22 protein-coding genes, 2 tRNA genes, 1 riboswitch and 1 other annotated feature are annotated in these 26,912 nt (G+C 28.4%); of the genes, 19 read left to right on the forward strand and 5 right to left on the reverse strand.

The genetic code is table 11. From position 1 onward, the window contains the following. Nucleotides 1-6: 6 nt before the first annotated feature. Nucleotides 7-672 carry a DUF969 domain-containing protein gene (locus tag ACH36K_RS03760; protein WP_411169626.1) on the reverse strand — a complete coding sequence of 222 codons (666 nt, stop codon included), beginning with the start codon at nucleotides 670-672 and terminating at the stop codon, nucleotides 7-9. Between the two features lie 773 nt (nucleotides 673-1,445). Between ACH36K_RS03760 and ACH36K_RS03765 the strand changes: the two genes are divergently transcribed. From ACH36K_RS03765 to ACH36K_RS03785, 5 genes are all read left to right on the forward strand, one after another. Next, nucleotides 1,446-3,131, forward strand: a complete 1,686-nt coding sequence (locus ACH36K_RS03765) for a PTS transporter subunit EIIC (protein WP_411169627.1) — start codon at nucleotides 1,446-1,448, stop codon at nucleotides 3,129-3,131. A gap of 373 nt (nucleotides 3,132-3,504) precedes the next feature. Further along, complete coding sequence (locus tag ACH36K_RS03770; protein WP_411169628.1) at nucleotides 3,505-4,458, forward strand: metallophosphoesterase family protein; 954 nt, start codon at nucleotides 3,505-3,507, stop codon at nucleotides 4,456-4,458. Between the two features lie 164 nt (nucleotides 4,459-4,622). After that, the gene (locus ACH36K_RS03775; RefSeq protein WP_411169629.1) at nucleotides 4,623-5,042 is read left to right on the forward strand and encodes a helix-turn-helix domain-containing protein; all 420 of its coding nucleotides are present in this window, start codon (nucleotides 4,623-4,625) and stop codon (nucleotides 5,040-5,042) included. 38 nt (nucleotides 5,043-5,080) lie between these two features. Beyond that, nucleotides 5,081-5,656, forward strand: coding sequence for a 5-formyltetrahydrofolate cyclo-ligase (locus tag ACH36K_RS03780; RefSeq protein ID WP_411169630.1), 576 nt, complete (start codon nucleotides 5,081-5,083; stop codon nucleotides 5,654-5,656). Between the two features lie 513 nt (nucleotides 5,657-6,169). After that, nucleotides 6,170-6,352 (forward strand): hypothetical protein, encoded by a 183-nt coding sequence (locus ACH36K_RS03785; protein ID WP_411169631.1) that lies wholly within the window; start codon nucleotides 6,170-6,172, stop codon nucleotides 6,350-6,352. A 44-nt stretch (nucleotides 6,353-6,396) separates the two neighbouring features. On the opposite strand, the gene thrS is transcribed toward ACH36K_RS03785, so the two are convergent. Next, on the reverse strand, nucleotides 6,397-8,334 hold the full coding sequence (gene thrS / locus ACH36K_RS03790; RefSeq protein WP_411169632.1) for a threonine--tRNA ligase: 1,938 nt from the start codon (nucleotides 8,332-8,334) through the stop codon (nucleotides 6,397-6,399). Nucleotides 8,335-8,403: 69 nt separating this feature from the next. After that, nucleotides 8,404-8,616, reverse strand: a binding site (T-box leader). A gap of 351 nt (nucleotides 8,617-8,967) precedes the next feature. Here thrS and ACH36K_RS03795 point away from each other — a divergent pair. From ACH36K_RS03795 to ACH36K_RS03820, 6 genes are all read left to right on the forward strand, one after another. Further along, nucleotides 8,968-9,798, forward strand: coding sequence for an ABC transporter permease (locus ACH36K_RS03795; protein WP_411169633.1), 831 nt, complete (start codon nucleotides 8,968-8,970; stop codon nucleotides 9,796-9,798). A gap of 1 nt (nucleotide 9,799) precedes the next feature. Further along, nucleotides 9,800-10,582, forward strand: a complete 783-nt coding sequence (locus ACH36K_RS03800) for an ABC transporter permease (RefSeq protein ID WP_411169634.1) — start codon at nucleotides 9,800-9,802, stop codon at nucleotides 10,580-10,582. Between the two features lie 35 nt (nucleotides 10,583-10,617). Next, a complete protein-coding gene (locus ACH36K_RS03805; protein WP_411169635.1) occupies nucleotides 10,618-11,649 on the forward strand; it encodes an ABC transporter ATP-binding protein in 1,032 nt (343 codons plus the stop codon). Nucleotides 11,650-11,677: 28 nt separating this feature from the next. Beyond that, entirely contained in the window at nucleotides 11,678-12,724 is a 1,047-nt protein-coding gene (locus tag ACH36K_RS03810; RefSeq protein ID WP_411169636.1) for a polyamine ABC transporter substrate-binding protein, read from the forward strand. An 18-nt stretch (nucleotides 12,725-12,742) separates the two neighbouring features. Then, complete coding sequence (locus tag ACH36K_RS03815; RefSeq protein ID WP_411169637.1) at nucleotides 12,743-14,455, forward strand: adenine deaminase; 1,713 nt, start codon at nucleotides 12,743-12,745, stop codon at nucleotides 14,453-14,455. Between the two features lie 63 nt (nucleotides 14,456-14,518). Next, a complete protein-coding gene (locus ACH36K_RS03820; protein ID WP_411169638.1) occupies nucleotides 14,519-15,883 on the forward strand; it encodes an amidohydrolase in 1,365 nt (454 codons plus the stop codon). Between the two features lie 241 nt (nucleotides 15,884-16,124). Here ACH36K_RS03820 and ACH36K_RS03825 read toward each other — a convergent pair whose 3' ends face one another. Further along, nucleotides 16,125-16,535 carry an HNH endonuclease signature motif containing protein gene (locus ACH36K_RS03825; protein WP_411169639.1) on the reverse strand — a complete coding sequence of 137 codons (411 nt, stop codon included), beginning with the start codon at nucleotides 16,533-16,535 and terminating at the stop codon, nucleotides 16,125-16,127. Between the two features lie 264 nt (nucleotides 16,536-16,799). Here ACH36K_RS03825 and ACH36K_RS03830 point away from each other — a divergent pair, with 264 nt between their 5' ends. From ACH36K_RS03830 to ACH36K_RS03845, 4 genes are all read left to right on the forward strand, one after another. After that, a complete protein-coding gene (locus tag ACH36K_RS03830; protein WP_411169640.1) occupies nucleotides 16,800-17,474 on the forward strand; it encodes a hypothetical protein in 675 nt (224 codons plus the stop codon). 63 nt (nucleotides 17,475-17,537) lie between these two features. Continuing rightward, nucleotides 17,538-17,611 (forward strand) — tRNA-Gly (locus ACH36K_RS03835). A gap of 3 nt (nucleotides 17,612-17,614) precedes the next feature. Next, a tRNA-Lys gene (locus tag ACH36K_RS03840) sits at nucleotides 17,615-17,690 on the forward strand. 178 nt (nucleotides 17,691-17,868) lie between these two features. After that, nucleotides 17,869-17,975: riboswitch (SAM riboswitch) on the forward strand. Between the two features lie 302 nt (nucleotides 17,976-18,277). Then, entirely contained in the window at nucleotides 18,278-19,555 is a 1,278-nt protein-coding gene (locus tag ACH36K_RS03845; RefSeq protein WP_411169641.1) for a Na+/H+ antiporter NhaC family protein, read from the forward strand. Nucleotides 19,556-19,658: 103 nt separating this feature from the next. On the opposite strand, the gene ispF is transcribed toward ACH36K_RS03845, so the two are convergent. Further along, the gene (gene ispF / locus ACH36K_RS03850; protein WP_411169642.1) at nucleotides 19,659-20,138 is read right to left on the reverse strand and encodes a 2-C-methyl-D-erythritol 2,4-cyclodiphosphate synthase; all 480 of its coding nucleotides are present in this window, start codon (nucleotides 20,136-20,138) and stop codon (nucleotides 19,659-19,661) included. A gap of 566 nt (nucleotides 20,139-20,704) precedes the next feature. On the opposite strand from ispF, the gene ACH36K_RS03855 reads away from it, so the two are divergent. The 4 genes from ACH36K_RS03855 to ACH36K_RS03870 all read left to right on the forward strand — a co-directional run bounded on the left by ACH36K_RS03855 (nucleotide 20,705) and on the right by ACH36K_RS03870 (nucleotide 24,198). Beyond that, entirely contained in the window at nucleotides 20,705-21,310 is a 606-nt protein-coding gene (locus tag ACH36K_RS03855; protein WP_411169643.1) for a sortase, read from the forward strand. After that, nucleotides 21,310-22,305: a hypothetical protein gene (locus tag ACH36K_RS03860; protein WP_411169644.1), complete on the forward strand. Its 996-nt coding sequence runs from the start codon at nucleotides 21,310-21,312 to the stop codon at nucleotides 22,303-22,305. Before ACH36K_RS03855 ends, ACH36K_RS03860 begins: the two co-directional genes overlap by 1 nt. 22 nt (nucleotides 22,306-22,327) lie before the next feature. Beyond that, on the forward strand, nucleotides 22,328-23,107 hold the full coding sequence (rluF, locus tag ACH36K_RS03865) for a 23S rRNA pseudouridine(2604) synthase RluF (RefSeq protein WP_411169645.1): 780 nt from the start codon (nucleotides 22,328-22,330) through the stop codon (nucleotides 23,105-23,107). Between the two features lie 407 nt (nucleotides 23,108-23,514). After that, complete coding sequence (locus ACH36K_RS03870) at nucleotides 23,515-24,198, forward strand: DUF3298 and DUF4163 domain-containing protein (RefSeq protein ID WP_411169646.1); 684 nt, start codon at nucleotides 23,515-23,517, stop codon at nucleotides 24,196-24,198. Between the two features lie 48 nt (nucleotides 24,199-24,246). Here the strand turns inward: ACH36K_RS03870 and ACH36K_RS03875 are convergent, their stop codons facing one another. Then, complete coding sequence (locus tag ACH36K_RS03875) at nucleotides 24,247-26,910, reverse strand: cation-translocating P-type ATPase (protein WP_411169647.1); 2,664 nt, start codon at nucleotides 26,908-26,910, stop codon at nucleotides 24,247-24,249. Nucleotides 26,911-26,912 lie beyond the last annotated feature (2 nt).

Below are 26,912 nucleotides of genomic sequence, written 5' to 3' on the forward strand. Positions count from 1 at the left end.
TTTTTCCTACCTATTTTTATATTTTTTAGCTAGTTTCTTATCTAGTAAATAGTTTTGTATAACTCCTAAAATAAAAGCTATTACAGCTATAGGAATTGAAGCTTTAGCAACTTGTAATGCATCAACATTATAGCCTAAAGTCTCTAATGTACCAGCTATAAGAAGAACTCCTGAGTTTGCTAAAAATACATTTTGTCCAAAGAAATTACCATAGTTATCAGCGGCTGCTGAATGAGCTTTAATTAAATCTTCATCTTCATCATCAAGTTCACCATATTTAGAGATAGCAGCTCCTTGAGCCATAGGATTAATTAGTGGTCTTACAAATTGAGGATGTCCACCAAGTTTAACTGCAAGGGCAGCAGATACTTCTCTAATCAATAAATATCCAGAGATAAGTTTACCAGTGGATAAGCCTTTTACTTTCTTTATTAGCATAATTGCTTTTTCTTTTAGTCCGTATCTTTCACATAATCCTATTACAGGTAATGTTAAAAGAAATAAACTCATTTCTCTTTTTTGTACGAAGGTTTGACCTAAAGTTGTAAGTATTTCAGAAATACTCATATCAGCAATTAAACCAGTTACAATACCAGAAACAATTACAACTGCTATCGTATTAAACCTTAGAGCAAATCCTACAATTATTATTAATATTCCTATTAATGCCATATTTATCGAATCCTTTCGAAATTTATAATTAATTAAATTAATTTGTTATAAATTAAATATTTCTTATAATTATACAATTTATTTTGTAAAAAATCTATAGAAAAAGGTGAAAATTTGTGATTTTGACTATGATGATTCTTAGTATTAGTATATTAAGCTAAACTTAAAATAGAAAATTAGGAACTATTTTAGAGTGCGTAAACATATAATATATATTGGGAATTTTAAATATTTAAATAAAATATCTATTTCTTAGAAAGAATCATGTATTGAAAGAAAAAATGAGATTAATGGTTGTGTTAAATAGTCACATGTAATAATTGACTAAAAGAAATATATTCTGCTTATAATAAAACTAGTGTTTTTATTATGTACAATATATAATAATAAAGTAACAGGGAGCTGATTTTATGAAGAAGGAAACAAAAGATTTAAATCAATATAAGTTACTAAATAATATGATAAATAATTTAATAAATAAAAATAAATTAGAAAAAAATAATAAAAAAACATTTACATTATAAAAAAGTTGTGATACTATAAAACCGTAATTAAATAAGTAGTGTGTTACTGGTTATGCAGGCAAGGACTAAAAATATTATAGATATAGCTATATCTATAAGGTTTTGGTCCTTTTTTTATTTTTTATAATACTATTTTAAAAAGGCTTCATAACTTTATGGCAAAATGGAAACAATAAATCCATAGTAGCAAAAACTACTTAGCAGCTTATTTTTATATTTATATAAAATTTATTTAAGGAGGAATTATAAATGCTACAATTTTTACAAAGAATCGGTAAAGCAATCATGCTTCCAATAGCAGCTTTACCAATAGCAGGTATTTTACTAGGAGTTGGTGGTGCATTATTAGGAATATCAGGATTAAACAATCCACCAGCAGTTTATCAACCACTTATAGCTTTTGTTAGTATTCCAGCTGTTACAGCAGTATTAACAATAATGAAAAATGTTGGGGATATAATATTTGGAAATTTACCATTATTATTTGCAGTAGGTGTTGCTGTTGGACTAGCTAAAAAAGATAAAGGAACAGCAGCATTAGCATCAGTATTTGGATTCATAGTAATGAACCAAGTTATCTCTTCAATGTTAACTTTAGGATTAACTCAATTAGGCGTTGTTACTGCGAAAGAGGTTGGTGCATATGGAACTTATGTAACTACTAACTTAGGTATATTCACATTAAATATGTCAGTATTTGGTGGTATTATAGCAGGTATAGTTACAGCATTATTACATAATAAATATCACACAATACAATTACCACAAGTTATTGGATTCTTCTCAGGATCAAGATTTGTACCGATAATAACATCATTAGTTATGGCTTTAGTTGGAGCACTTTTAGCTTTCGCATGGCCAGTAGTACAAAATGGTATAGTAGGACTTTCAGAATTAGTTAGAAATGCAGGAGCAGTTGGAACATTCTTCTATGGAGTTATTGAAAGAGCATTAGTTCCATTTGGATTACACCATGTATTCTATACACCATTCTGGTTTGGATCATTTGTTGAAGGAAATATTTTAGTAAATGGAACATGGCAAACAGTTGCAGGAGCTAATACAGCTTACTTTGCTCAATTATCAAATATGGGTAGTTTAGTTGGTGCTTCATCAGCAGATATGGCAACAGTAGTTGCAGGTACTACAAGATTTATGGCTGGTAAGTTCCCATTTATGATATTTGGTCTTCCAGCAGCAGCTTTAGCAATGTATAAGGCAGCAGCTCCAAGCAAGAAGAAAATTGTTGGATCACTATTAATTTCAGCAGCAGTAACATCAATGTTAACAGGTATTACTGAACCGATTGAATTTACATTCTTATTCGTTGCTCCAGTATTGTACGGAGTACACTGTATATTAGCAGGTTTATCATTTATGTTAATGGATATATTAAATGTATTTATAGGTATGACATTCTCAGGTGGTCTAATAGACTTTACTTTATTCGGTTTATTACCAGCAGGAGCTGGAGTACCAACTAACTGGATAATGGTTATAATTGTTGGTGCAGTATATGCAGTAGTTTATTACTTCTTATTCTTATTCATGATTAAGAAATTCAACTTAAAGACTCCAGGTAGAGATGAAAGTGAAGAAGAAACTAAGCTTTACACTAAAGCGGATTACCAAGCTAAAGCTGGAATCCCTCAAGCTGATATAAAGGAAAATGCTAAGGGTAAAAACAACGAAATAGTTGAAAAAGCTCCAGCAGTATTAGCAGCTTTAGGTGGAGAAGAAAATATAGTTAGTGTTGATGCTTGTATAACTAGATTAAGAGTTGAAGTTAAAGATAAAGCAAATGTAAATAAAGATGAATTAAAATCTTTAGGAGCAGCAGGTGTAGTTGAAGTTGGAAATGGAATTCAAGCTATATTTGGGGCTAAAGCAGATGCTTATAAAAATGAAATTAAAAATATCTTAGATCTTGATTAATAGTTAGTGCATATGGCTTTCAAATAAAGAGTAAAAAATCGTTAATTCTTATAAATAGAATTAACGATTTTTTTTATATAGAATATTAAATTTATGATGGACTTTTTATAATAAATTGTAGTTAGATGATTTTGATTTGCTTAAATTCAATATATATAATACTTTTTAAACATTATATATTGAATTTAAGTATTAGACATAATTGGGGTTAAATGCTAAATTAGTGATAAAGATAAGTTGAAATTATATTATAGATATATTAAATTAGCAAACTTTTAAGAAATAGAAGTGAATATTATATAAGTTATAGAAAAAAATAAATTTAATTAAGATTTTATATTCAGAACTAATTTTAAAGTAGAGGTGATTAAAAATGAAAAAATTTAAATTAATCATTAGTACAATTATAATAATCTTTTTAGGAGTAATATCAGTTACATATATAAATAAATCTAAAGCAATTCCTAAGATTACAACAGCAACAACAACATCAAATTCAGATCTTACTTTTGCTGTGTTAGGAGATGTTCATGAGAATATTGATCATTTTCAAAAGGCTATTAATGATTTATATACAATAAATCCTAATATGGATGCATTAGTGTTAAATGGTGATGTTGTAGATCAAGGATTAGATGAACAATATGATTCAGTACAAAAAGCTTTAGAGAAAAATAAAGAGTTCTTACCTGGAACAATTATTAAAAATATTGGGAATCATGAATTTTTTGATTATAATACTGAAACGAATGCCCCAGAGCAAGTTCAAATATTTATGAATAAATATCTTGAGTTTTCCGGAGAAGAAAAGGTATATCATGATAAATGGATAAAAGATTATCATTTTATATCACTAGGATCTGAAGATGGTAATTCTGAAACTTTAAATTCAGTAACAGCATTTATATCTAATAAACAATTAGAATGGTTTAAAGAAAAACTAGCTGAAAATCACCAAAAAGGAAAGCCGATATTTGTATTTCTACATCAACACTTAGATTATGGAAATAATTCATGGATTGGTGTTAAACAAAGTGAAGAAATTAAAGAGATATTAGCACAATATCCAGAAGTAATAATGTTTGCATCTCACACTCATAGTGACTTGAATGAAAACAGTGTAATTTTAAACAAACCATTTACAATAGTTAATACAGGGGCTGTTCATTATACTATTATACCTGATCCAAATGAAGAAAAGGGTTATAGGAGAGAAGCAGACTATATCAAAGGAGTTTATATAGAAGTAAATGGTAATAATGTTACTATTAAGGGTAGGAATATAGAAGAAAAACAATGGATATTTAGTACAGAGATTGTTAATTAGTGAACTTGATTAAATAGTGTCAATATATATTATAATAATATAATGTGCATGAGTTATAAATATAGAAAACTTATGTATTTTAACAGAATGGCAACTTTAGGTTGACAAAAAGCAAGTGTTAATTGGTAGTATGAAAGTTTATAATTAGGTATGTTTTAATAGAGGTGATAAGATTGAAATTTTCAGAAAAATTACAAGTTTTAAGAAAGGAAAAGGGATTATCTCAAGAAAAATTAGCAGAAATATTATCTGTATCTCGGCAGGCAGTTTCAAAATGGGAGTCTGGTCAAACATATCCTGAAATAGATAAATTAATAGTGTTAAGTGATTTGTTTAAAATAACATTAGATGATTTAGTAAGAGATGGGGATATTACATGTGAGAATAAAGATAATGATGGAACTAAATTAGAAAATGAGATTAATGAAGATTCTGAAGAAAAGGATGAATTTATAATGGTAGGAGGATTTATTGCAGGTACTGCAATTGGATTGCTTACAGGTAATCTTATGTTTGGAACAGTAGCGGCATTTTTGGGACTTGGATTATCCTATATTATAAAGGGAATTAGAAAGTATAGTTGAGAAAATATTTATAAACTATCTGACTTAAGGAGAATATTATGAATAAAGAAGATAAAAGAAAATTAAGAAATGAAATATTATCAATAAGAGATGCTTTAGTTAGGAACGAAAAAGAATATATGGATAATAATATATTTAATAAGTTAGTAAATAGTGAACTATATAAAAATGCCAAGAGTATTTTTATTTATATAAATTTTAGTAATGAAATAAATACAATAAATATAATAGAAAAATCATTAAATGATAGAAAAGAAGTTTTCATTCCTAAAATATATAAGGGTGATAAATCTATGAAAGCAATAAAGTTAAATTCATTTAATGAATTAAAGAAAAACTCCATGGGAATATTGGAGCCATACGATGATTCTAATTTTATAGAAAAAACAAATATAGATTTAATAATAGTCCCAGGAGTAGTCTTTGATAATAAAGGAAATAGGATAGGATATGGCGGAGGTTATTACGATAGGTATTTAGAAGATATAAAATATAAAAATAATAAAGTGGCCTTAGCTTATGATATTCAAATAGTTGAAAGTATAGATGCCGAGGCACACGATGTTAAGATAGACTATATAGTTACTAATAGCAAAATCATAGATAAATTTTAATTAGTAGTTGAAAATTTTGAGAATGATGCATATATAATAAAGGTAAAAGTTACATTAGGATGAGATCTTGGGACTTGTCAAAGTCTATTTAATGCTTACTTAACAAATTTAGGTTTTAGAAACTTCTCATTTAAGAACGGAAATGTATTCTCAAAATGCTTTAGAATTAGCTAAATGTCTAGAAAAACATCCTAAAATAAAGTAGGTTAAAATTATTCATACCTTGAAACAAGTTCACAATATGAATGGGGGTAACGAAACGTGCACCCCTTTTTATAAATTAAAGATATAATAAAGCGGTTCATACAAGTTAGATTATATAATACAGAACAATCTAACTTTTTCTTATTTAGTTCTTTAAAGTTTTATATTTTAAATTTCGCAATACTTTTGATATAATAAATAATATTAAATAAGAAAAAGCAATGAAAGTTATTAGTGATAATAAATAAAATTCTAATTGATTTAATTATTAAATATAGAATACAAATTAATTATAGGGAGTGGTTTGTTATGTTTACAAAGGAAGAACTTCAAATTCTTAATGATGCTTTAAAGATGGCTGAAGAAAATTGTACAAAATTATTAGAATCAAGTACAAATAATAAAGATAGAATGGTATCTTATAATAGAAAGCAAAAGAAGATATGGTTACTTCAAAATAAGATGAAAAAACTTATTGAAGAAAATAAATAATGAAAAAAGCAGGTATTTGATTAACTTCAAATACCTGCTTTATATTATTTTTCTTTATTTGCTATTTCTAAGATTAATCTATTCTTCAATTCTGAAACTGGAATTGCACCTTCTTCGCCATTTTTTCTGCTTCTTACTGAAGCCTCATTGTTAGTAGCTTCTTTTTCACCAACAACTAAAATGTAAGGGATTCTTTCAAGTCTAGCTTCTCTAATTTTATAGCCGATCTTTTCTGCTCTGTAGTCTCCAGAAATTCTTATTCCTGCATTTTTGAAATCTTTAACTATAGACTCAGCATAGTCATTATATTTATCAGAAATAGGAAGAACTATTGCTTGAGCAGGAGCAAGCCAAGTTGGGAATGCACCAGCATATTTTTCAATAAGCATAGCTAAAGTTCTTTCATAACATCCAATTGAAGATCTATGAATTATATATGGACGTTTCTTATTACCGTCTTTATCTATATAAGTCATACCAAATCTTTCTGCAAGAGCAAAGTCGATTTGAATAGTGATTATTGTATCTTCTTTTCCATGAACATTTTTAAATTGAATGTCAAGTTTAGGTCCGTAGAATGCAGCCTCACCTTCAGCTTCTACGTAGTTAATGCCAAGATGATCTAATATTCCTTTCATTAACACTTGAGTATCTTCCCAGGCTTCAGGGTTATTTATATACTTTTCAGTGTTCTTTGGATCCCATTTAGAGAATCTAAATGAAATATCTTCATCAATTCCTAAAGTAGACATTATATGATTTATTAACTCAACACAACCCTTGAATTCTTCTTCAATTTGATCAGGTCTACAAACTATATGACCATCAGATAAAGTAAATTGTCTTACACGAATTAATCCATGCATTTCACCTGATGATTCATTTCTATATAAAGTAGAAGTTTCAGCATATCTTATTGGTAACTCTCTATAGCTGTGTTGCTCAGCATTATAAATAGTATATTGGAATGGACAAGTCATAGGTCTTAATGCCATAACTTCTGGATCATGGTCTTCATCACCTAAAACAAACATACCGTCTTTATAGTGATCCCAGTGTCCTGAAACCTTAAATAAGTCATTTTTAGACATAGAAGGAGTTTTAGTAAATACATAACCTCTTTTTTCTTCTTCATCCTCAACCCATCTTTGAAGAAGTTGTATCATTTTTGCTCCCTTAGGCATTATTAATGGTAATCCTTGACCTACATTTTCATCAGTTGTAAATATTTTAAGTTCTCTACCTAACTTATTATGATCTCTCTTTTTAGCTTCTTCTAATGCTTCTAAGTGAGCATCTAAATCAGCTTTCTTTAAGAAGGCTGTTCCATATACTCTTGAAAGCATTTTATTCTTTTCATTACCTTTCCAGTAAGCACCTGCACTTCTAATAAGTTTAATAGCTTTAACTGATTTTAATGATATTAAATGAGGACCTGCACATAAGTCAACAAAGTCACCCATTTTATAGAAAGATATAACTTCATTTTCGTCTAAGTCATTTATTAATTCAACCTTATATGGTTCATTAGCTTCTTCCATAAGCTTTATTGCTTCAACTCTTGGTAATTCAAATCTTTCGATAGAAGGATTTTCTTTTATTATTTTTTTCATTTCATCTTCTATTTTAACTAAGTCTTCAGCTGTAAATGAATTTTCTACATCAAAATCATAATAGAAACCATCACTTATAGCAGGTCCTATAGCTAGTTTTGCATTAGGATATAATCTTTTAACTGCATAAGCTAAAACGTGAGATATACTGTGTCTTAATGCATCTTTTCCTTCTTGAGAATCAAATGTGCAAATTGCAAGTTCGCTATCTTGATTTACAACATAACGTAAATCTACAACCTCTCCATTAACTATTCCACAACAAGCATTTCTAGCTAAGCCTTCACTAATTGATTTAGCTATATCTAAAACAGAAATACTAGCTTCAAATTCTTTTACTGATCCATCTTTTAAAGTAATTTTAATCATATTTATTTCTCCCTTCGTAATACAAATTTAAAAAGTAAATAAAAAAACTCCCGTCTCTTCTATATAAATAGAAGGGACGAGAGTATAAATTCTAATTTTCCCGCGGTTCCACCCTTAATTGCCTACAATAAGGCCTCTTAAGAATATCGTAACGTGATATAAACGGACTTTATTAGAGTCACTCAGAGGTGGTCTTCAACTAAATTCAAGTAAGATAATTTCACCAAACATATCTCTCTCTGAAAATGAAACGTAGTTTACTCTTCTCTTCAACGTGTTTAAATATTTATTACTAATTATTATAGTTATATAATATGCTAATGTCAACAAAAAAGAATTAAACTTAAAATTTTTTATAAAAAAGTAGTATAAAGATATTTTAATCTATATATAAGAAAAGAATATTCGTGATTTGGCTATGGAAAGAAAATGTAGAAATTGAATTAAATCATAAATATGTGATTATGAAACATAATTTTAGTTAAAATTAATATTAAAAATAGACTTAAAACGAAATATAAAAAATAAAAAGTTGACATTGTTCGTATAAAAAAGTAAAATAAACTTATAATATGAATAAAAAATGTTAAAATATTCGTATATTAACGAATTATTTAGAGGGGAAATGAAAAAATGAAGCGAAAAAGTCATTATATACTATTTATACCCTGTGTAGTATTGGTAGCATACTTTATGATAGTTCCACTATTAGGCACGATAATTCCTACATTGACAAATACAGCTGGAGGAATGTTTAGCCAATATACAAATTTCTTTAAAGATTCATATATGATGTTAATATTCTGGAGGACCATTAAGGTATCATTAATATCATCTGCAATTTGTATGATTATAGGTGTACCAGTAGCGTATTACATATCAAGAATATCTAAAAAGTTAAGAGGTTTACTTATTGCATTAACAGTATTTCCTGTTTTAACAAATTCAGTTGTTCGTTCATTTGCTTGGATGAGCATTTTAGGGAAAAATGGTGTTATTAATAGCTTACTTATAAAGTTAAATATGATAAATGAACCACTATCACTTTTGTATACAGAAGGCGCAATTATAGTTGGTACAGTATATATTTTCTTACCTTTAATGATTATTTCTCTTGTTGGGGTTATGGAAAATGTAGAAAATGATTTATTAGAAGCAGCAGAAAGTCTGGGAGCAAGTAAATTAAAGGCATTTTTCAAGGTTATATTTCCACTTAGTTTACCAGGATTAATAGTTGGAACAGTTTTAGTATTTACAGGCTCTTTAACTGCATATACGACTCCACAACTATTAGGTGGAAACAAAAATACAGTTTTGGCCACATTAATATATCAAAAAACCATGACATTGGGAGATTGGCAAGGAGCTGCAGTAGTAGCCACTATAATGATTGTAGTTACATTAATAGTTATAAAGGGAATCAACTTCCTAGCGTCAAAACTAGATAAGAGGGGTGTTTCATAAGATGAAAAAAAATAAATTTCTAACAGCTTTTGTTGTATTAGTATATATATTCTTATTTGCGCCATTAGTTATTATTGCTATGACAAGTATAGGAACAGAAAACTATATAGCATTCCCACCAAAAGGATTCACTTTAAAATGGTTTTTAACAGTATTTAAATCAGAAGCTTTTATAAGCAGTATGATTACCAGTTTTGTAATATCGGGAGTAGCTACATTAGCGGCTTTAATTATAGGTACTCCTGCAGCTTATGGATTAAGTAGATATGACTTTAGAGGAAAAGCTGCTATTAAAAGCTTCTTCTTCTCACCGCTAATAATACCTGGTATAGTAGTTGGATTTTCACTATTCCAATTCTTATTAGTAAAGTTAAGTCTTTCAGTACATATTAGTTTATTTATTGGACATACATTAGTAATTATTCCTTACATAATAAGAGTTATTGGATCTAGTTTAGAAGTATTTGACTATTCAATAGAAGAAGCAGCTATGAGCTTAGGATGCAAAAAATCATTAACTTTCTTTAAAGTAGTATTACCTAATATAACATCAGGAGTAATGGCAGCATTTATGTTAGCTTTTATAAATTCATTTAATAATGTTCCAGTATCTATGTTTTTAACTGGACCAGGGGTAAGTACATTACCTATAACAATGATGAACTATGTTGAGTATAATTATGATCCAACAGTATCAGCATTGTCAGTAATATTAATGATATTAACTATTGGAATTATGTACATATTAGAAAAGACCCTAGGTCTTAATAATTTTGCAGGATAAAGTTATGACTAATAAAGAGTTGGAGGACAAGTAAAATGGATTTAATAAATTTACAAAGCATAAATGTTTCATATGATAAAAAAAATAATATATTAGAAAATTTAAATCTAAAAGTTAAAAAGGGAGAGCTGGTATCTCTTCTTGGGCCAAGTGGATGTGGAAAGACTACAACTTTAAGAGTTGTTGCAGGATTTATAGAGCCAACTGCAGGTAAGTTTTTATTAGAGAATGAAGATTATACAAAGATACCTGTTCATAATAGAAATTTTGGACTAGTGTTCCAAAGTTACGCATTATTTCCACATTTAACAGTTGAAGAAAATGTAGCCTTTGGCTTAAAGATGAAAAATATGCCTAAGGATAAAATAAAAGTAAAGGTAGATGAAATATTAGAAACTGTAGATATGACTCACTTAGCAAAGAGGTATCCTAAAGAATTATCTGGGGGACAAAAACAAAGAGTAGCTATAGCAAGGGCATTAGTTATAGAACCAAGACTTTTACTCTTAGATGAACCCTTAAGTAATCTTGATGCAAAGTTAAGGCTTAAGATGAGAGTTGAGATAAGAAAACTTCAACAAAAACTAGGAATAACAACATTATTTGTTACTCATGATCAAGAAGAGTGCTTCTCAATCTCAGATAGAGTAGCAGTACTTAATAAAGGAGTCATAGAACAATTTGATACTCCGGAAAATATTTATTCAAATCCAGCTACAGAGTTTGTTGCAAGGTTTGTAGGATTTGAAAACTTCATTAATTTAAAAAAGGTTTCAAAGGATACTTATTGTAGTGAATGTGGAGCTGAATTTAAGGTGGACAAATCAAAGGATCAAATAGATGTTAAAGCAACTATAAGACCAGATGATATAAAGATAGTTAATGAAGAGCTAGAAAATACAATAGATGGTATCATAGAAATAAGAACATTCTTAGGGAAAGCATACCAATATGATGTTAAAACATCTGTGGGTAGCATAATTGTGAATAGTGAAAATAGCCTTATATATGAAAAAGGAGATAAAGTAAAGATTCAATTACCATCAAATAAAATAGTTATATTATAAAATTTGCATAAGATAAAGGAGAATATTTATGAAGAAGAGAATTTTAGCATTATTATTAACAGGATTAATTTTATCAACAGCTTTAGTAGGATGTAACAAATCTGGAGATGCTGCATCAAACAAAAAACTTGTAATTTCAACATGGGGACTAAATGAAGATGTATTAAAAGAAACAGTGTTTGAACCTTTTGCTAAGGAACATGGAGTAGAGATTGTTTTAGAGGTTGGAAATAATTCTGAAAGACTAACTAAAATGAAGAACAATCCTAATTCTAATATAGATATAACTTATTTAGCAGAGTCATTTGCTGAACAAGGTATAGAAGCAGGTATATTTGAAAAAATAGATTACTCAAAAATACCAAATGCTGAAAATATAAATGAAAAAGCTAAAGCTACTGTAGAAAGAGGATATGGGCCAGCTTATACATTAAACAGTATAGGAATAGTAGTAGATCCATCGGCTGGAATAGAGATAAATTCATGGGAAGATTTATGGAAACCGGAATTAAAAAATAAAATAGCTATACCCGATATAACTACTACTAATGGGCCAGCAATAGTAGATATTGCGGCAACTAAAGCAGGGGTTGATATCAAATCAGATAAAGGTGAGGCAGCCTTTAAAGAACTAGAGGCTTTAAAGCCAAATGTTGTTAAGACTTATAGCAAATCATCAGATTTAGCTAATATGTTCTCAAGTGGAGAAATAGTTGCAGCTGTAGCATCAGATTTCGCATATGATACAATTGCAAAAGCTAAGCCAGGAGTTAAAAATATAGTTCCAGAATCAGGAACTTACTTAAACTTCAACACAATTAATATAAATAAGAATTCAAAGAACAAAGAATTAGCGTATGAGTTTATAAATTATGCTTTAAGTCCAGAAGTTCAAGAGAAAACAGCTAAAGCTTTAAAGGAAGCACCAGTTAATACAGAAGTTAAATTAACCGAAGAAGATTCTAAGAATTTAACATATGGAGCAGTAGTTGATAATGCAAAAATAATAGATTTCAAATTTGTAAATCCATTAATGGAGCAATGGATTAATACTTGGAACAGAATAATGAACTAGTATTAAATGGGTGAGAGAATGGAAGTACAATTAATTATAAAAAATTTAAATGTATATAACAGTTATTTTAAAAAATTCATAAAAGGTGATGTTGTAATACATGATTGTAAATTTGTTCATATAGGACATAATTATGAGAACAGGTTAACATCTAAAAATGTTATAGACGGTAATAATAAGTACATGATTCCAGGATTAATAGATATACATATGCATATAGAAAGCTCAATGACCATTCCGAGCGAATTTTCAAAGGCTGTAATAAAACATGGGGTCACTACAGTTGTAGCTGATCCTCATGAGATTGCAAATGTTTTTGGAATCGAAGGAATAAAGGAATTTATGAAGTCTGAGGAAAAAGTAGATATATTTTATGGCATACCAAGCTCTGTACCTTCAACCTCAAGTGATTTAGAGACTACTGGAGGGAAAATTGGTGTGAGAGAGGTAGAGGAACTATTATCCTGTGATAGAGTTCTTTGTCTCGGAGAAGTAATGAACTTTAAGGATTTAATAGAGGATGAAAATTCTACTATAAATAAGATAATCAATATTAGTAAAAATAAAAAAAGAAACTTTCCGTTAGAGGGACATTGTCCTAAAATTGATGGAGTAGATTTATCTTTGTATATTTATAGAGGTGTAAATGGAGACCATACTCAACAAAGCGTATCATCTCTTGAAGAAAAAATAAGAAATGGTATGTTTATAGAAATGCAACATAAATCAATGACTAGTGAAAATATAAATTTTTTAATAGAGAATAATTTATATGAGCATTTTTGCTTAGCTACAGACGATGTAATGGCAGATACGTTAAAAAAAGGACATCTTAATGAATTAGTCAAAAAAGCCATGAAATTAGGAATGTCACTAGAAAATGCAGTATATGTAGCTACTTATACTCCATCTATGAGAATGGGACTTCTAGATATAGGAATAATAGCACCGGGAAAAATTGCAGACTTTATTCTACTTAGTGATTTAGATAGCTTTGAGATTGAAGAAGTTTATAAAAATGGAGAAGTTGTATTTAGTAAATCAGAAGGAATAAAAGAAGAGTATTTTAAAACAAAGAGCAGATTTAGTGAAAGATTTTATAACAGTATAAAAGTAAAACCAATTACTAAAGAAGATTTACTAATTAAAGTGCCTAAATTATACAATAATAAAGTTACATGTAGGACTATTAAAGTATTTGAGAATACGACCTTTACAGAAGAAGGTGAAATTACACTAAATATAGCTAATAACATTTTAGAGTGGGAAAATAAAGACTGCTGCTTAATAGCTGTATTTGAAAGATATGGTAAAAACAATAATGTAGCTTTTGGCTTAGTAGAAGGTGGAATTATAAAAGAAGGTGCAATAGCAACTACGTGGGCACATGATCACCATAATCTTATGGTGATGGGAAGAACTGTTGAGGATATGGTTTTAGCTGTAAATCAAGTTATATCTTCTGGAGGAGGATATGTTGTTGTAAATAAGGGTAGTGTATTAGCTGAGTTAAGCTTACCTATAGGTGGAATAGTTAGTGATGAGCCAATTGAGGTAGTAGGGAAAAATCTAGAAAAAGTAAGGCAAGGGATGAAGGATTTAGGCTATACTCATATGAATGAAATAATGTCATTTAGTACATTGTCATTACCTGTTAGCCCAGCTCTTAAAATTACAGATAAAGGATTAATAGATGTAAAGGCTCAGAAGTTTGTTTCGTTATTTAAGTAATAAATTATTAGACTATGTTATGCATAGTCTAATTTAATATAAAAATATAACTTGGAGGACAATATGAAAGTAAAAAGTAAGGTAACTATATTTAAGAATGTTACTATAATTACTATGAATGAAAATAAAGACATTATAGAAAATGGAGTAGTTGCTTTTGAAGGAAATAAAATAACATATATTGGAGATGCTAGTTTAGAGGATGATTCTCTAGAGAGATATATAAATAAAAATAGAGGCTCAAATGAATGTGAATTTGAGGTTATAGATGGAAAAGAAGGAATTTTAATGCCAGGAATGATAAATTGTCATACTCATTCATCAATGGTTCCTTTTAGAAGTTTGGCAGATGATTATAAGGATAGATTAAAAAGATATTTATTTCCATTAGAGCAAAAGTTAGTTGATGAAAAGTTAACTTATATAGGTGCTAAATATGCTATAGCTGAAATGTTATTAGGGGGAGTAACTACTTTTTGTGATATGTACTACTTTGAAGATGAAGTTGCAAAGGCTGCTAAAGAACTAAATATAAGGGGAGTATTGTGTGAAACCATAGTAAACTTCGTCGCGCCAGATACTAAAGAGCCTTTTGGGGGATTAGATTATTCAAGGCGTTTTATTGAAAAATGGAGGAATGATACTTTAATAACTCCAGGAATAGCACCACATGCACCATATACTAATACAGATGAATCATTAAAAGAAGCATATAAAATAAGTAAAGAATATAATGTTCCTATAACTATACACGTAGCTGAAATGGATTATGAAATAAGTGAATATAGAGAAAAGTATAATCTAACTCCAGTTCAATATTTAGATAGCTTGGGTATATTAGATTCTAATTTTATATCAGCACATACAGTGTTAGTTAATGATGAAGATATAAAAATATTAAAAGAAAGAGGAGTAGGTGTATCCCATAACATAGGTGCAAATTCTAAGGGGGCAAAAGGTGTAGCGCCTATTGTCAAGATGAAAGAAGAAGGAATAAGCATAGGGCTTGGAACGGATGGGCCTATGAGTGGAAATACTTTAGATATAATAACTCAAATGTCACAAGTAGGTAAGATACATAAGTTATTTAATAAGGATAGAACGTTACTACCATCAATAGAATTAGTAGAGATGGCTACCATAGGTGGAGCTAGAGTATTAGGAATGAGTGAAGATGTTGGATCCATAGAAATAGGAAAAAAGGCAGATTTAGTTTTAATAGAGACAAAATCTGTTAATATGCAACCAATATATGATTATTATGCTACTATAGTTTATTCGGCTAATCCTAGTAATGTAGATACGGTAGTAGTTGATGGAAAGGTTGTTGTTAGAGATAAGATTTTGTTAAGTGAGGAATTCACAGAAATTAGAAAAAATTTAATGAGCCTAAAGGAAAAAATAAATAAGGTTGCTAAAGAACTTTAAGGGTAGCCTATTAAATTAGAAAAGGTATTGTTGTACTAAAGATCTAGAATATTATTTAAGAAAAAGAACATATTAGAAATTTTAGGTATTGAATAAAATAAAAGCTTCTAAAGAAATGTATAATCTTTAAGAAGCTTTTTTAATTGGAAAAAATTTATATAAAGTTATTAAAATTCATTAAAAATATCTATAATTTAATTACATATACAAATAAATGGTAACTTGAATATAAAGTTAAATTTTAGCTAATATTAATATTATGGAAAAGACGTTCTAACTCAAGCTCTTGAAGCATAGCATAGGAGTAGAGTTTACCACCCATGAGGTTCTTTATTATTTCTTTTTTAGAGTATCCTTCTTTAAATAGTTTAAGGTTTTTGATTAACTTTTTTAAAGAAGAATGAGATATTTCTAAAATATTGTAAAGTTCCTTAGCTGTATAGTAATCTTTTGGTAAGAGCTTAAAAAGCTTATCTTGTAATTCAAGTTTATACTTTAAATCAGTTTCTATACAGTTATGAGGACCATGTTTCCCTCTATGGTGGTAGTTGCAAAGATATTTATAGTTTAACTTAATATCGTAGCCACCTTCGTGTTTATGAACTATATGATGAATATCCGCTTTTGATCCACAAATTTCACAGTGGTACAAAGTCATGCCTCCTTTTTATATCTTTAATAATATTATAAAATAAATTTATTTTTATTTCAAATTAGATATAAAAGTATATCATTGGGTGAGTAGGTATTTTACGCTAAAAATACGTGCATCCTAATACATAGAATTATATTGTTATAATAAAGTGTTTATATTTACTTTGTTATATTCTTAAAAAATACTTGTAAAGGTGGTATAATATACTATATAATATATATATAGTATATTATATTACGAGACTGAAGGAAAGGTGATACAGTGAGACATAGTTATGATTCATTTGATTACTGGGAAGAATTAATTAATGAAAATAAAACTATAAGAGGACATATGTTTATGGATAAGTTACCTAATGAAAAAAGTATATATATCCATAGCTTAGTTTTTTGCAAGAATAACGGACTTAATAATACATGGGCATACTTTCCAAATGAAAAAATATTGTTAGGATATATTCAATATTCATTTTTACAAGAAGCCTTTTATAAATGGATATATGGAAAGGAAAGGTTAGTTGTTAATGTCCCAAACATTCCAGTAGAAATAATAATTTCAGATGGAGAAAAAAATAAAAAAATATCTAAAGAAGAAGCAGATAATATGAGAAGACATGTAAAAATGATAAAGGAGTGTTGGGCTTTACCTAAAGATAAATTAATTAGGGCACTTCAAAAGTTTGCTAGAGACTTTAATAGAACTTGGTACGGAGACAATAGAGAATTTTTATATTTAAAAATTTTTAATACACCAAAAGAATTAGGGGAATTTGTTATAAATTCAAGCTATATGACAACAAGTGAAAGAGAATTTCAAGAGAGAACTAGCTTAATTATTTCAGATTGGAAAGAAGTATGTGAAAAAGCTGATAAAAATAAGAGCCATGGAGAGCGATTTAGAGATATTTTATTAAAATCCCTTACAGAAATAATTTAAAGGTAAAACTAATTATTGACAGTAATAATTACTAAATATATAATATTACTGTCAATAATATTTGCGGGTGTAGCTCAATGGTAGAGCCCTTGCCTTCCAAGCAAGTTACGTGAGTTCGATTCTCATCACCCGCTCCATATGCGTTATTAGCTCAGTTGGTAGAGCACCTGACTCTTAATCAGGGTGTCCCGGGTTCGATCCCCTGATAACGCACCATTAAAAGAGAGATTAATTTTATGTAATCTCTTTTTTTCTATTTATAGAACATTTAACACTAAATACTTTATTGTTAATAGTAACTTTAAAAATAAAAGACTTATATAAGGTGTTAGGAATATTTTTCATATTGACAATAGTATATTAAATTGATACTATTATAGTGCAAAATTTAAAAGTCTTATCAAGAGTGGTGGAGGGACTGGCCCTATGAAACCCAGCAACCAAGAATTTTAATTAATTCTTAAGGTGCTAAATCCTGCAGGTAAACCTGGTAGATAAGAGGCGAACTATAATTTTTTATATGTGTGAGTAAAGCTTCTGTATTTCTACAGGAGCTTTTTTTACTCTTTAGAAAATTATATTTTTATATTTATTTTGCATAATTATTGTAAGATATTTAGTTATTAAAGTTATATCCTAAAGAGTAAAAAATGTGAATATAGTGCGCGTGCAAGATTTTCCTCAGGCAAGATTCGGAAATGCACATGCGCTAAAAAAAGTCGACGGCTCGACAAGCTCGCCTTTGCGACTTTTTTAATTTTGTTATTAGAAATAATTTATATTTTAAAGGAGAGGAAGAAATTTTGAAAAACAAAGGTAATGGACTAGCTTTAATTCCATTAGGAGTATTCTTATTAGTGTATTTAGGTACATCTATAATAGCAAAAGATTTTTATGCTGTATCAGTTATTGTTCCTTTTTTAGTAGCAGCTCTAACAGCATTAATTATGAATAGAAAAGTAAAGTTTGATGAAAAAGTAGAAGTTTTTTGCAGGGGAGCAGGAAACACTAATATTTTATTAATGATATTAATATTTATATTAGCAGGAGCCTTTGCTGAAGTTGCTAAAAATATGGGAGCAGTAGACTCAACTGTAAATTTAGGATTATCTTTATTACCAAGTAGTCTATTAATACCTGGAATGTTTATTATAGGTTGCTTTATAGCTTTATCTATAGGAACATCAATGGGAACAATAGTTGCATTAGTTCCAATTGCAGTTGGAATAGCAGACAAGACAGGAATAGCAACAGCATTGGCAGTTGGAGCAGTAGTTAGTGGTGCTATGTTTGGAGATAATCTTTCAATAATATCTGATACAACTATAGCAGCAACAAGAACTCAAGGTTGTGAAATGAAAGATAAATTTAAAATGAATTTTATAATAGTTCTTCCAGCAGCAATAATAACTGCGTTAATATTCATGGTATTAACAAGAAATGCAAATGTAGTTAGTTTAGATTCTTTAAGTTTTAATATATTCAAAATTTTACCTTATATAATAGTTATAATAACAGCTTTACTTGGAGTTGATGTAATAATAGTTTTATTACTTGGAATCTTGTCTTCAGGTATAATAGGATTTATATTTGGAAGCTTTGACTTATTGGGATTATTTAATTCTATATCTGATGGAATAGCTGGTATGAGTGAGCTAATAATAATCTCATTACTTATAGCTGGAACAATAGAGATAATAAAGTTTAATGGTGGAATAGACTTTATACTTAACAAAGGACTGAAGAATTTTAAAAGTAAAAGAGGGGCTGAGTATGGTATTGCAACCCTAGTAAGTTTAGTAGATATTTGTACTGCTAATAATACAGTAGCAATAGTAACTGTTGGACCAATAGCTAAAAATATTTCAAATGAATTTGAATTAGAACCAAAGAGAGTTGCAGGAATAATGGACATGTTTTCATGTGTATTTCAGGGTATAATACCATATGGAGCTCAACTAATATCAGCGGCAGGTCTTGCAGCTTTATCACCATTTGCAATAATGAAATTTTTATTTTATCCATATCTTATGGGGATATGTGCTATAATAGCTATATATATTCATTGGAGAAATAAATAAGGCTGTTGTAAAAATTTAAATATATAAACCAAAAAACAAGGAGATAACTTTTTAGTTATCTCCTTGCTTTTTATAAGCTTTAATTTAATTCTTAACTTTTTAATTATTTATTATCCATTGTAAGAAGGCATATACTTTGAGAGGATATACCCTCACCACTGCCAGTAAATCCAAGTCCTTCTTCAGTAGTTGCCTTAACATTAATTTGACTTAAATCAATTTCTAAAGCTTGTGCTATGTTTTCTCTCATTTGTTGTATATAAGGAGACATTTTTGGTTTTTGAGCAATAATAGTTGCATCTATATTGTTTATGGAATAACCATTATCTGAAAGAAGTAATCCTACTTGTTTTAAAAGTTTTAAACTTGAAATACCTTTGAATCTTTCATCTGTATCAGGAAAATGCTTGCCTATATCACCTAGAGCTGAAGCACCAAGCAATGAATCCATAATTGCATGAAGTAATACATCAGCATCTGAATGTCCAAGTAAACCGTGCTTATAAGGAATTTTAACTCCTCCTATTATTAAGTCTCTTTCTTCAACTAAACGATGTACATCGTATCCTAATCCTATCCTCACTTTATCACCTCTAAATTAATTATAGAATTATTTTACCATAAATATAGAAGATATATTTAAAATTTATTTTTTAGAACTATAATACTTTTTTAAAGGGATAGACTTTAGAATTATTTTTTACATATTTTTTCTTAAATATTTTATTAATAAGATGATTTAATTTAATATTAAGCTTGTAAATAAAGTGAATGGTCCTAGATGAAAGTTTCTTACGTTTAAGGACGAAATCTACATAAATTATTTTTCTATTCATAAGTTGCTCCTAAAATATTAATAGACTATAAAAAGCATATATAAGTTCTAATAAATTGCATTAATTTAATTAAAGTAAATACACTTTGTTATAGTATAAGTAATTCGGTATTACAGGAACTTATATATAAAATTCAAAAATATATATGCTTTTAAATTTTCTTCATATACTGCTAATGAGATTTTACTATAAAATAAATAATACAAAATGTAATGTAAATTAATAATTAGAACATATATATTATAAAAGTCCATAATGTTTATGATATAATATATGATAGAGTGGTATAAATGTTTAATGGGAGATGATGAATTTGAAAGAAAAGATTAGAAGAGTAATAGGGATTATTTTAATAATAGTTGGACTAGCATTGATAATATCAATTGTTTATAAAAAAATGGAAACTTCAAAGAAACAAAAAGAGCTTCAAAATATTTTAGAACAAGTAATAAATGAAGATCCGAAAAGTGAGGGATCTGATAATGGTGATAAATCAATTAATGGATATAAACCTATTGCTTTAATTGAAATTCCAAGTATAAACTTATCTCAAGGCTTAGTGGAAGGAATGTCTGATAATGTACTTCAGTATTACTTAGGTCATTTTGAAGATTCAGCAAAACCAGGAGAAAAAGGAAATTTCGTGGTAGCTGGTCACAGGGTATCAGATTATTCAGAAGCATTTGTAAACTTGTACAAAGTTGAAGCAGGAGACGATATTATAGTTAAGGCAAATAAGAAAGAGTATATATACAAAATAGATGAAAATTTTATAGTTGATCCAAGTAGGGTTGATGTTTTAGATAAAACAGATGATGCAACAATTACCTTAATAACTTGTACTGTTGGAGCTAAGGAGAGAGTTATAGTAAAAGGTAAGCTTATAGAAACAAAGGATCTACAAAGTGGAGGAGAATAATGAGCAATTTTCAAAGTGATAAATATAAATTCTCAACTAAGGCTCCATCAAATTTAGCTTTAGAAGAGGTTGTTGAGAAAAGGTCAGAAGAAATAGAAAGGCTAAAAAATGAACTTTTAACTTATAAAATACTTATTAAAGATTTAACACATGAAGAGCCATCATATAATGTAAGAAACAAAATTTTAAATATAGCCTATTTTATGATAGAAGATGTAGAACTTTTTGAATACTTAAATACAACAAAGAAATTTCCGATAAATAGACTTTTCAAAAGAACACCAATAGAAAAAGAATTTTTTCACAATTGGAAAGAGCATATAATAACATATGTTGTTATATTATCAAATCCTAATTACAAGTATCTACAAGAATATATACAAATAGTTGAAGCTATTAACATAATGGGAGTAGATGAGGTTTCTGAGCTTATAAAGTCAACAGAGCATAGGGGGATTATACTAGAAAAGAGTATTAGGAAGGCTATAGTATTAACTTTTAAAGGTGAGTTTGTAAAGGTTAAGTGCGGTAAGGAAAATAAAGTTGGAGAAGATTTAATTAGTACTGAAGCTATTTCTATTAAGAAGTATAAATTACAATTTTCAATATTAATTAGCTTAATTGTAGTTATACTTATGATATCAATATTTAAGTATAGATCCATTGATAAAACTGTAGTAATAGAAACTACTTCTGAAATTACATTAGAGGTAAACAGCTTTAATAGAGTTATAGATTCTTATAGTAAAACAGAAAAAGGCGGAAATATGCTAAAAGAATTAAATGTAAATAACTCTGAAATAGATGATTCAATAAAAAATATATTAAATTATGCTGCTAACAATGAAATGTTTCCTGAATCAGGAGTAATAGTTACTGTAGCTGGGAATCCTTTAAAATATGGAGTTTTAGAGAAAACAGAAAATTTTATTGAAGAAGAGAAACTTAAAGTTATGTTAAATAATTCAGGAGATGAACATAAGGTAAGTCCATAAAATCTGTAAAAGGTGATAAATTATGAAGCAAAAGAATAGTGAGAAAAAGTATGTAATAGTACATAATGATAGAGGAAATGAAATAAGATTAAATAAATTTATAAGTGAAACAGGAATATGTTCCAGAAGAGAAGCAGATAAGCTTATAGAAAGCGGTAGAGTTACTATAAATGGAATAAAAGCAGTTATGGGTACGAAGGTAACAGAAGAAGCAGATGTTAGAGTAGATGGTAAATCTATAAAGAAAATTGATGATTTAGTTTATATAGCATTAAATAAACCAGTAGGAATTACATGTACTACAGAAAAAAAGGTTAAGGGAAATATAGTTGACTTTGTAAATCATAAAAAGAGAATTTTTCCAATAGGAAGATTAGATAAAGATTCTCAAGGATTAATATTGCTAACAAATGATGGTGATATAGTAAATAAGATATTAAGAGCTGGAAATAATCATGAAAAAGAATATATAGTTACTGTTGATAAAGCTATTGATGAAAAGTTTATAGACTCCATGGCAAATGGTGTAAGAATATTAGGTACAGTAACTAAAAAATGCTATGTCACAAAAGAAAATAAAAATACATTTAGAATAATTTTAACTCAAGGTATGAATAGACAAATAAGAAGAATGTGTGAAGCTTTGGGTTATAATGTAGTTAAGTTAAATAGAATACGGATTATGAATATAAAATTAGATAATTTAAAAATTGGAGAGTGGAGAGATTTAACATATACAGAGTTAAAAAAGTTAAATTTATTAATTGGTAATTCAGGAAGAACAAAGGATTTTGATGATTAGAAAGCTATAAGCTGTTAAATTATTGCAGCTTATAGCTTTTCCTTATCTTGAGTTTGTAAGTGGACATATGTAAGTTTGCGTTGACTTGGAGTTGGACGACGGAATAAGTAAATTTACATATGTCCGCTTTTTTAGTATATTTATTAAAATATTAAAAAGTTATCCACAGACGTGTAAATGGCTATAATAGGAAGGTTTGCGAACTTTATAGATTTGTATAGAAATAAATTACAGTAAAAATCTGTATGTTACACACATAATCCACATGTCCCTGTGGATAAGTTGTGCAAACTATGTTGAAAATAGTGTTAATAATTATTAACACTATTGTAGATAATATATTGTAGATATAATTATTGAAAATGCAGAAAATTATTATAATTTATAAAAACAGGAGATATAGTCATATGAGAAAAGTTTGTAGAGGGTTATTAATTACAGTGTTATTGTTAAAGGTTGTCCACATTTATCCACAAGCATTGTTAATAAATTTTAATAGTAATATTGTCGAAAATCCAATGCTTGTGGATAAGGTTATAAAAGAAAATACAAACTTCATAAATATAGATGTCGAAATCCCACAAATAGTAGGATTAGCTAATAAAGATAAAGAAAAAGTTATCAACAAGGAAATTTTGGATTGGACTGACATGTGGATAAAAGATGTAAAAGATGTTAGCCAAGAATTTAATCCAACAATTCCATATCAATTAAATGCAAGATATACTTTAACTAATGATAAGAAAATATTAAGCTTCTTTATAGATTACTATCAGTTTAGTGGTGGGGCACATGGAATTACTACTAGAAAAACATATAATGTAGATATTTCTACAGGAGAAAAATTAGAACTAAAAGATTTATTTAAAAAAGGATATGACTATAAGAAATTTATAAATGAAGCTATACAAAAGGAAATAAATAAAAATCCAGAGTATTATTTCACTGGTAAAGATGGATTTAATGGGATAAAAGATGATCAAAGCTTTTATATAGATAATGGAAAGCTTATAATTCATTTTCCTTATTATGAAATAGCGCCTTATGCAGGAGGAATGCCAGAATTTGAAATACCATATGAAGTTTATTAAAAAAAGCAGTCTGTACGTAGTACAAACTGCTTTTTATGAAACTTTTTATTAAGCTACTTTTTCTACATTTTCTTTTTCTTGTGAAGAAGTATGATTAGTATGCTTTCTATCATTTATTGAATCTCTAATTACTTTAACAACTTGTATTATTAAAGTAGGTATAAATGCTAACAAGTAAATATATCCAATTTGTGCACCTGTTAAATTAGCAACTTCAAATAAGTTTTCTAAGAATGGAACAAATAGTACACAGTTTAATAATACTAATCCTATACCAAATGCCATCCAACTATATCTATTTGAAAATAATCCAATTGAAAATATTGATCTATCTCCTCTACAATTAAATCCATGAAATAATCTTGCTAAACAAAGTGTTGCAAAAGCCATTGTAGATGCAACATATTTATCTGTTCTTAATCCAATATAAAAGGCTATTAAAGTAAATATTGCAATAACTAATCCTTCACTTGCTATTTCATATATAAAATCTTTTGATAATATAGATGAATTTCTTGATCTAGGTTTTTCTTTTAATAAATCTTTTTGTGATTTTTCCATTCCTATTGCAATAGCAGGTAAACTATCTGTTAAAAGGTTTATAAATAATAAATGTACTGCTGCAAATGGCATCGGTAAAGCCATTAATGAAGTATATAAAACAGATAATATACCAGATGCGTTACCTGATAGTAAGAATTTAATAGAATTTTTTATATTCTTATATATATTTCTACCATTAGCTACAGATTTAACTATTGTAGCAAAGTTGTCATCTGTTAATATTACAGAAGCTGCATCTTTAGATACTTCTGTTCCTGTAATTCCCATTGCGATTCCAATATCGGCTTGTTTAAGAGCAGGAGCATCATTAACTCCATCTCCAGTCATTGCAACTATTTGATTCTTTTCTTGCCATGCTCTAACTATTCGTATCTTATGTTCAGGAGAAACTCTTGCATAAACTGAAATTTTCTCTATGTTATTTTTTAATTCTTCATCTGACATTTTATCAAGTTCTATTCCTTCAATAGCTCTATCGCCATCTTTAAAAATCCCTATTTGTTTTGCAATGGCAGATGCTGTAATCTTATGGTCTCCCGTAATCATAACAGGCTTTATTCCAGCAGTGATACAATCCTTAACAGCTTCAGCAGATTCTTCTCTTGGAGGATCTATCATTGAAATAAGACCTATAAATGTATAATTATTTTCATCATCTAATGTTAATTCTTGAGAAGATTCAAATTCTCTATAAGCAAATGCTAAAACTCTTAATCCACTTTGAGATAATTGTTTATTTGAATTAATTATATTTTGTTTATCCTCATAAGTAATTTCTCTTACACCTTCAGAAGTTTTAATAGTTTTAACTCTATCTAGTAATACATCAAAAGCACCTTTAGTAAACATTAAGTACTTATCATTAAAGTGATGAAGTGTGCTCATAAGCTTTCTATCAGAATCAAAAGGTAATTCAGATAATCTAGCATAAGATTTTCTTATAGACAGTTCGTCCAATGATAATTTATGACCTAAGTTAACAAGAGCTACTTCAGTAGGATCTCCAATTTCAACACCTTCTTTAGAAGTAGAGTCATTACATAAAATTGAACTATTAATTAAATAATTTGAAACTTCGTCATTTAAATCTATTTCTTCACCATCAATTAATTTATTATCAATATAAACTTTTTTTACAGTCATTTTATTTTGAGTAAGAGTACCTGTTTTATCAGAACAGATTACAGATACTGAACCTAAGCCTTCAACAGCTCTAAGTTTTTTAATAATAGCATTTTCCTTAGCCATCTTTTGAGTTCCTAAGGCTAGTACAATTGTAACTATAGAACTTAATGCTTCAGGTATAGCAGCAACAGCTAAGGCAACAGCAAACATAAGAGAATCTAACATATTAGTGCCCCTATAAAGACTAAGACCAAAAACTAAAGCACAGATTATTAATATTCCTATAGCTAATTTTTTACTAAAATCATCTAAGCTAGCTTGTAATGGAGTTTGTTTTTCTTGAGTTTCTTCCATTAAATGAGCTATTTTACCTATTTCAGTATTCATTCCAGTTCCAGTTATAACAACTAAAGCTCTACCATAAGTAACTAAAGAGCCAGAGAAAACCATATTTTTTTGATCACCTAAAGCTATTTCTTCACTTTCAATTAAATCAACAAATTTATTTACACTTTCAGATTCTCCAGTTAAAGAACTTTCATTAATCTGAAGTGAGAAGTTTTCAATTATTCTACCATCTGCAACGACCATATCTCCAGCTTCTAATATTAAAATATCTCCTAGAACAATTTCCTTAGATTGAATCTCAACCTTTTTACCAGATCTATAAACTTTTGCAGAAGGGGAAGAAAGTGCTTTTAAACTATCTAATGACTGTTCTGCTTTAAAATGTTGAACTGTACCTAATATAGCATTTAAAATTATAACAGCAAAAATAACTAAAGTACTTTCAACATTACCTGTAGCCATTGATATAATAGCAGCTACAATTAATATTATTACAAGTAAATCCTTAAATTGGCTTAAAAAAACCTGTAGCATAGTTTGTTTTTTCTTTTCAGTTAATTGGTTGTACCCGAATTTCTCTAAATTTTCTTTTACTTGATTTTCACTTAAACCACTTTTAGATACATTAAACTGTTTTAACACTTCTTCATATGGCTTAGAAAAAAATTTTTCCATAA

This window comes from Clostridium sp. MB05, from assembly GCF_046581255.1.
Taxonomy (GTDB): Bacteria; Bacillota; Clostridia; order Clostridiales; family Clostridiaceae; genus Clostridium.

Coding starts and splice junctions, on each gene's coding strand:
- ACH36K_RS03815 (WP_411169637.1), top strand. CDS start 12,743: ATGGAAGTACAATTAATTATAAAAAATTTAAATGTATATAACAGTTAT.
- ACH36K_RS03810 (WP_411169636.1), top strand. CDS start 11,678: ATGAAGAAGAGAATTTTAGCATTATTATTAACAGGATTAATTTTATCA.
- thrS (WP_411169632.1), bottom strand. CDS start 8,334: ATGATTAAAATTACTTTAAAAGATGGATCAGTAAAAGAATTTGAAGCT.
- ACH36K_RS03820 (WP_411169638.1), top strand. CDS start 14,519: ATGAAAGTAAAAAGTAAGGTAACTATATTTAAGAATGTTACTATAATT.
- ACH36K_RS03870 (WP_411169646.1), top strand. CDS start 23,515: ATGAGAAAAGTTTGTAGAGGGTTATTAATTACAGTGTTATTGTTAAAG.
- ACH36K_RS03780 (WP_411169630.1), top strand. CDS start 5,081: ATGAATAAAGAAGATAAAAGAAAATTAAGAAATGAAATATTATCAATA.
- ACH36K_RS03805 (WP_411169635.1), top strand. CDS start 10,618: ATGGATTTAATAAATTTACAAAGCATAAATGTTTCATATGATAAAAAA.
- ACH36K_RS03785 (WP_411169631.1), top strand. CDS start 6,170: ATGTTTACAAAGGAAGAACTTCAAATTCTTAATGATGCTTTAAAGATG.
- ACH36K_RS03760 (WP_411169626.1), bottom strand. CDS start 672: ATGGCATTAATAGGAATATTAATAATAATTGTAGGATTTGCTCTAAGG.
- ACH36K_RS03795 (WP_411169633.1), top strand. CDS start 8,968: ATGAAGCGAAAAAGTCATTATATACTATTTATACCCTGTGTAGTATTG.
- ACH36K_RS03800 (WP_411169634.1), top strand. CDS start 9,800: ATGAAAAAAAATAAATTTCTAACAGCTTTTGTTGTATTAGTATATATA.
- rluF (WP_411169645.1), top strand. CDS start 22,328: ATGAAGCAAAAGAATAGTGAGAAAAAGTATGTAATAGTACATAATGAT.
- ACH36K_RS03765 (WP_411169627.1), top strand. CDS start 1,446: ATGCTACAATTTTTACAAAGAATCGGTAAAGCAATCATGCTTCCAATA.
- ACH36K_RS03770 (WP_411169628.1), top strand. CDS start 3,505: ATGAAAAAATTTAAATTAATCATTAGTACAATTATAATAATCTTTTTA.
- ACH36K_RS03860 (WP_411169644.1), top strand. CDS start 21,310: ATGAGCAATTTTCAAAGTGATAAATATAAATTCTCAACTAAGGCTCCA.
- ACH36K_RS03875 (WP_411169647.1), bottom strand. CDS start 26,910: ATGGAAAAATTTTTTTCTAAGCCATATGAAGAAGTGTTAAAACAGTTT.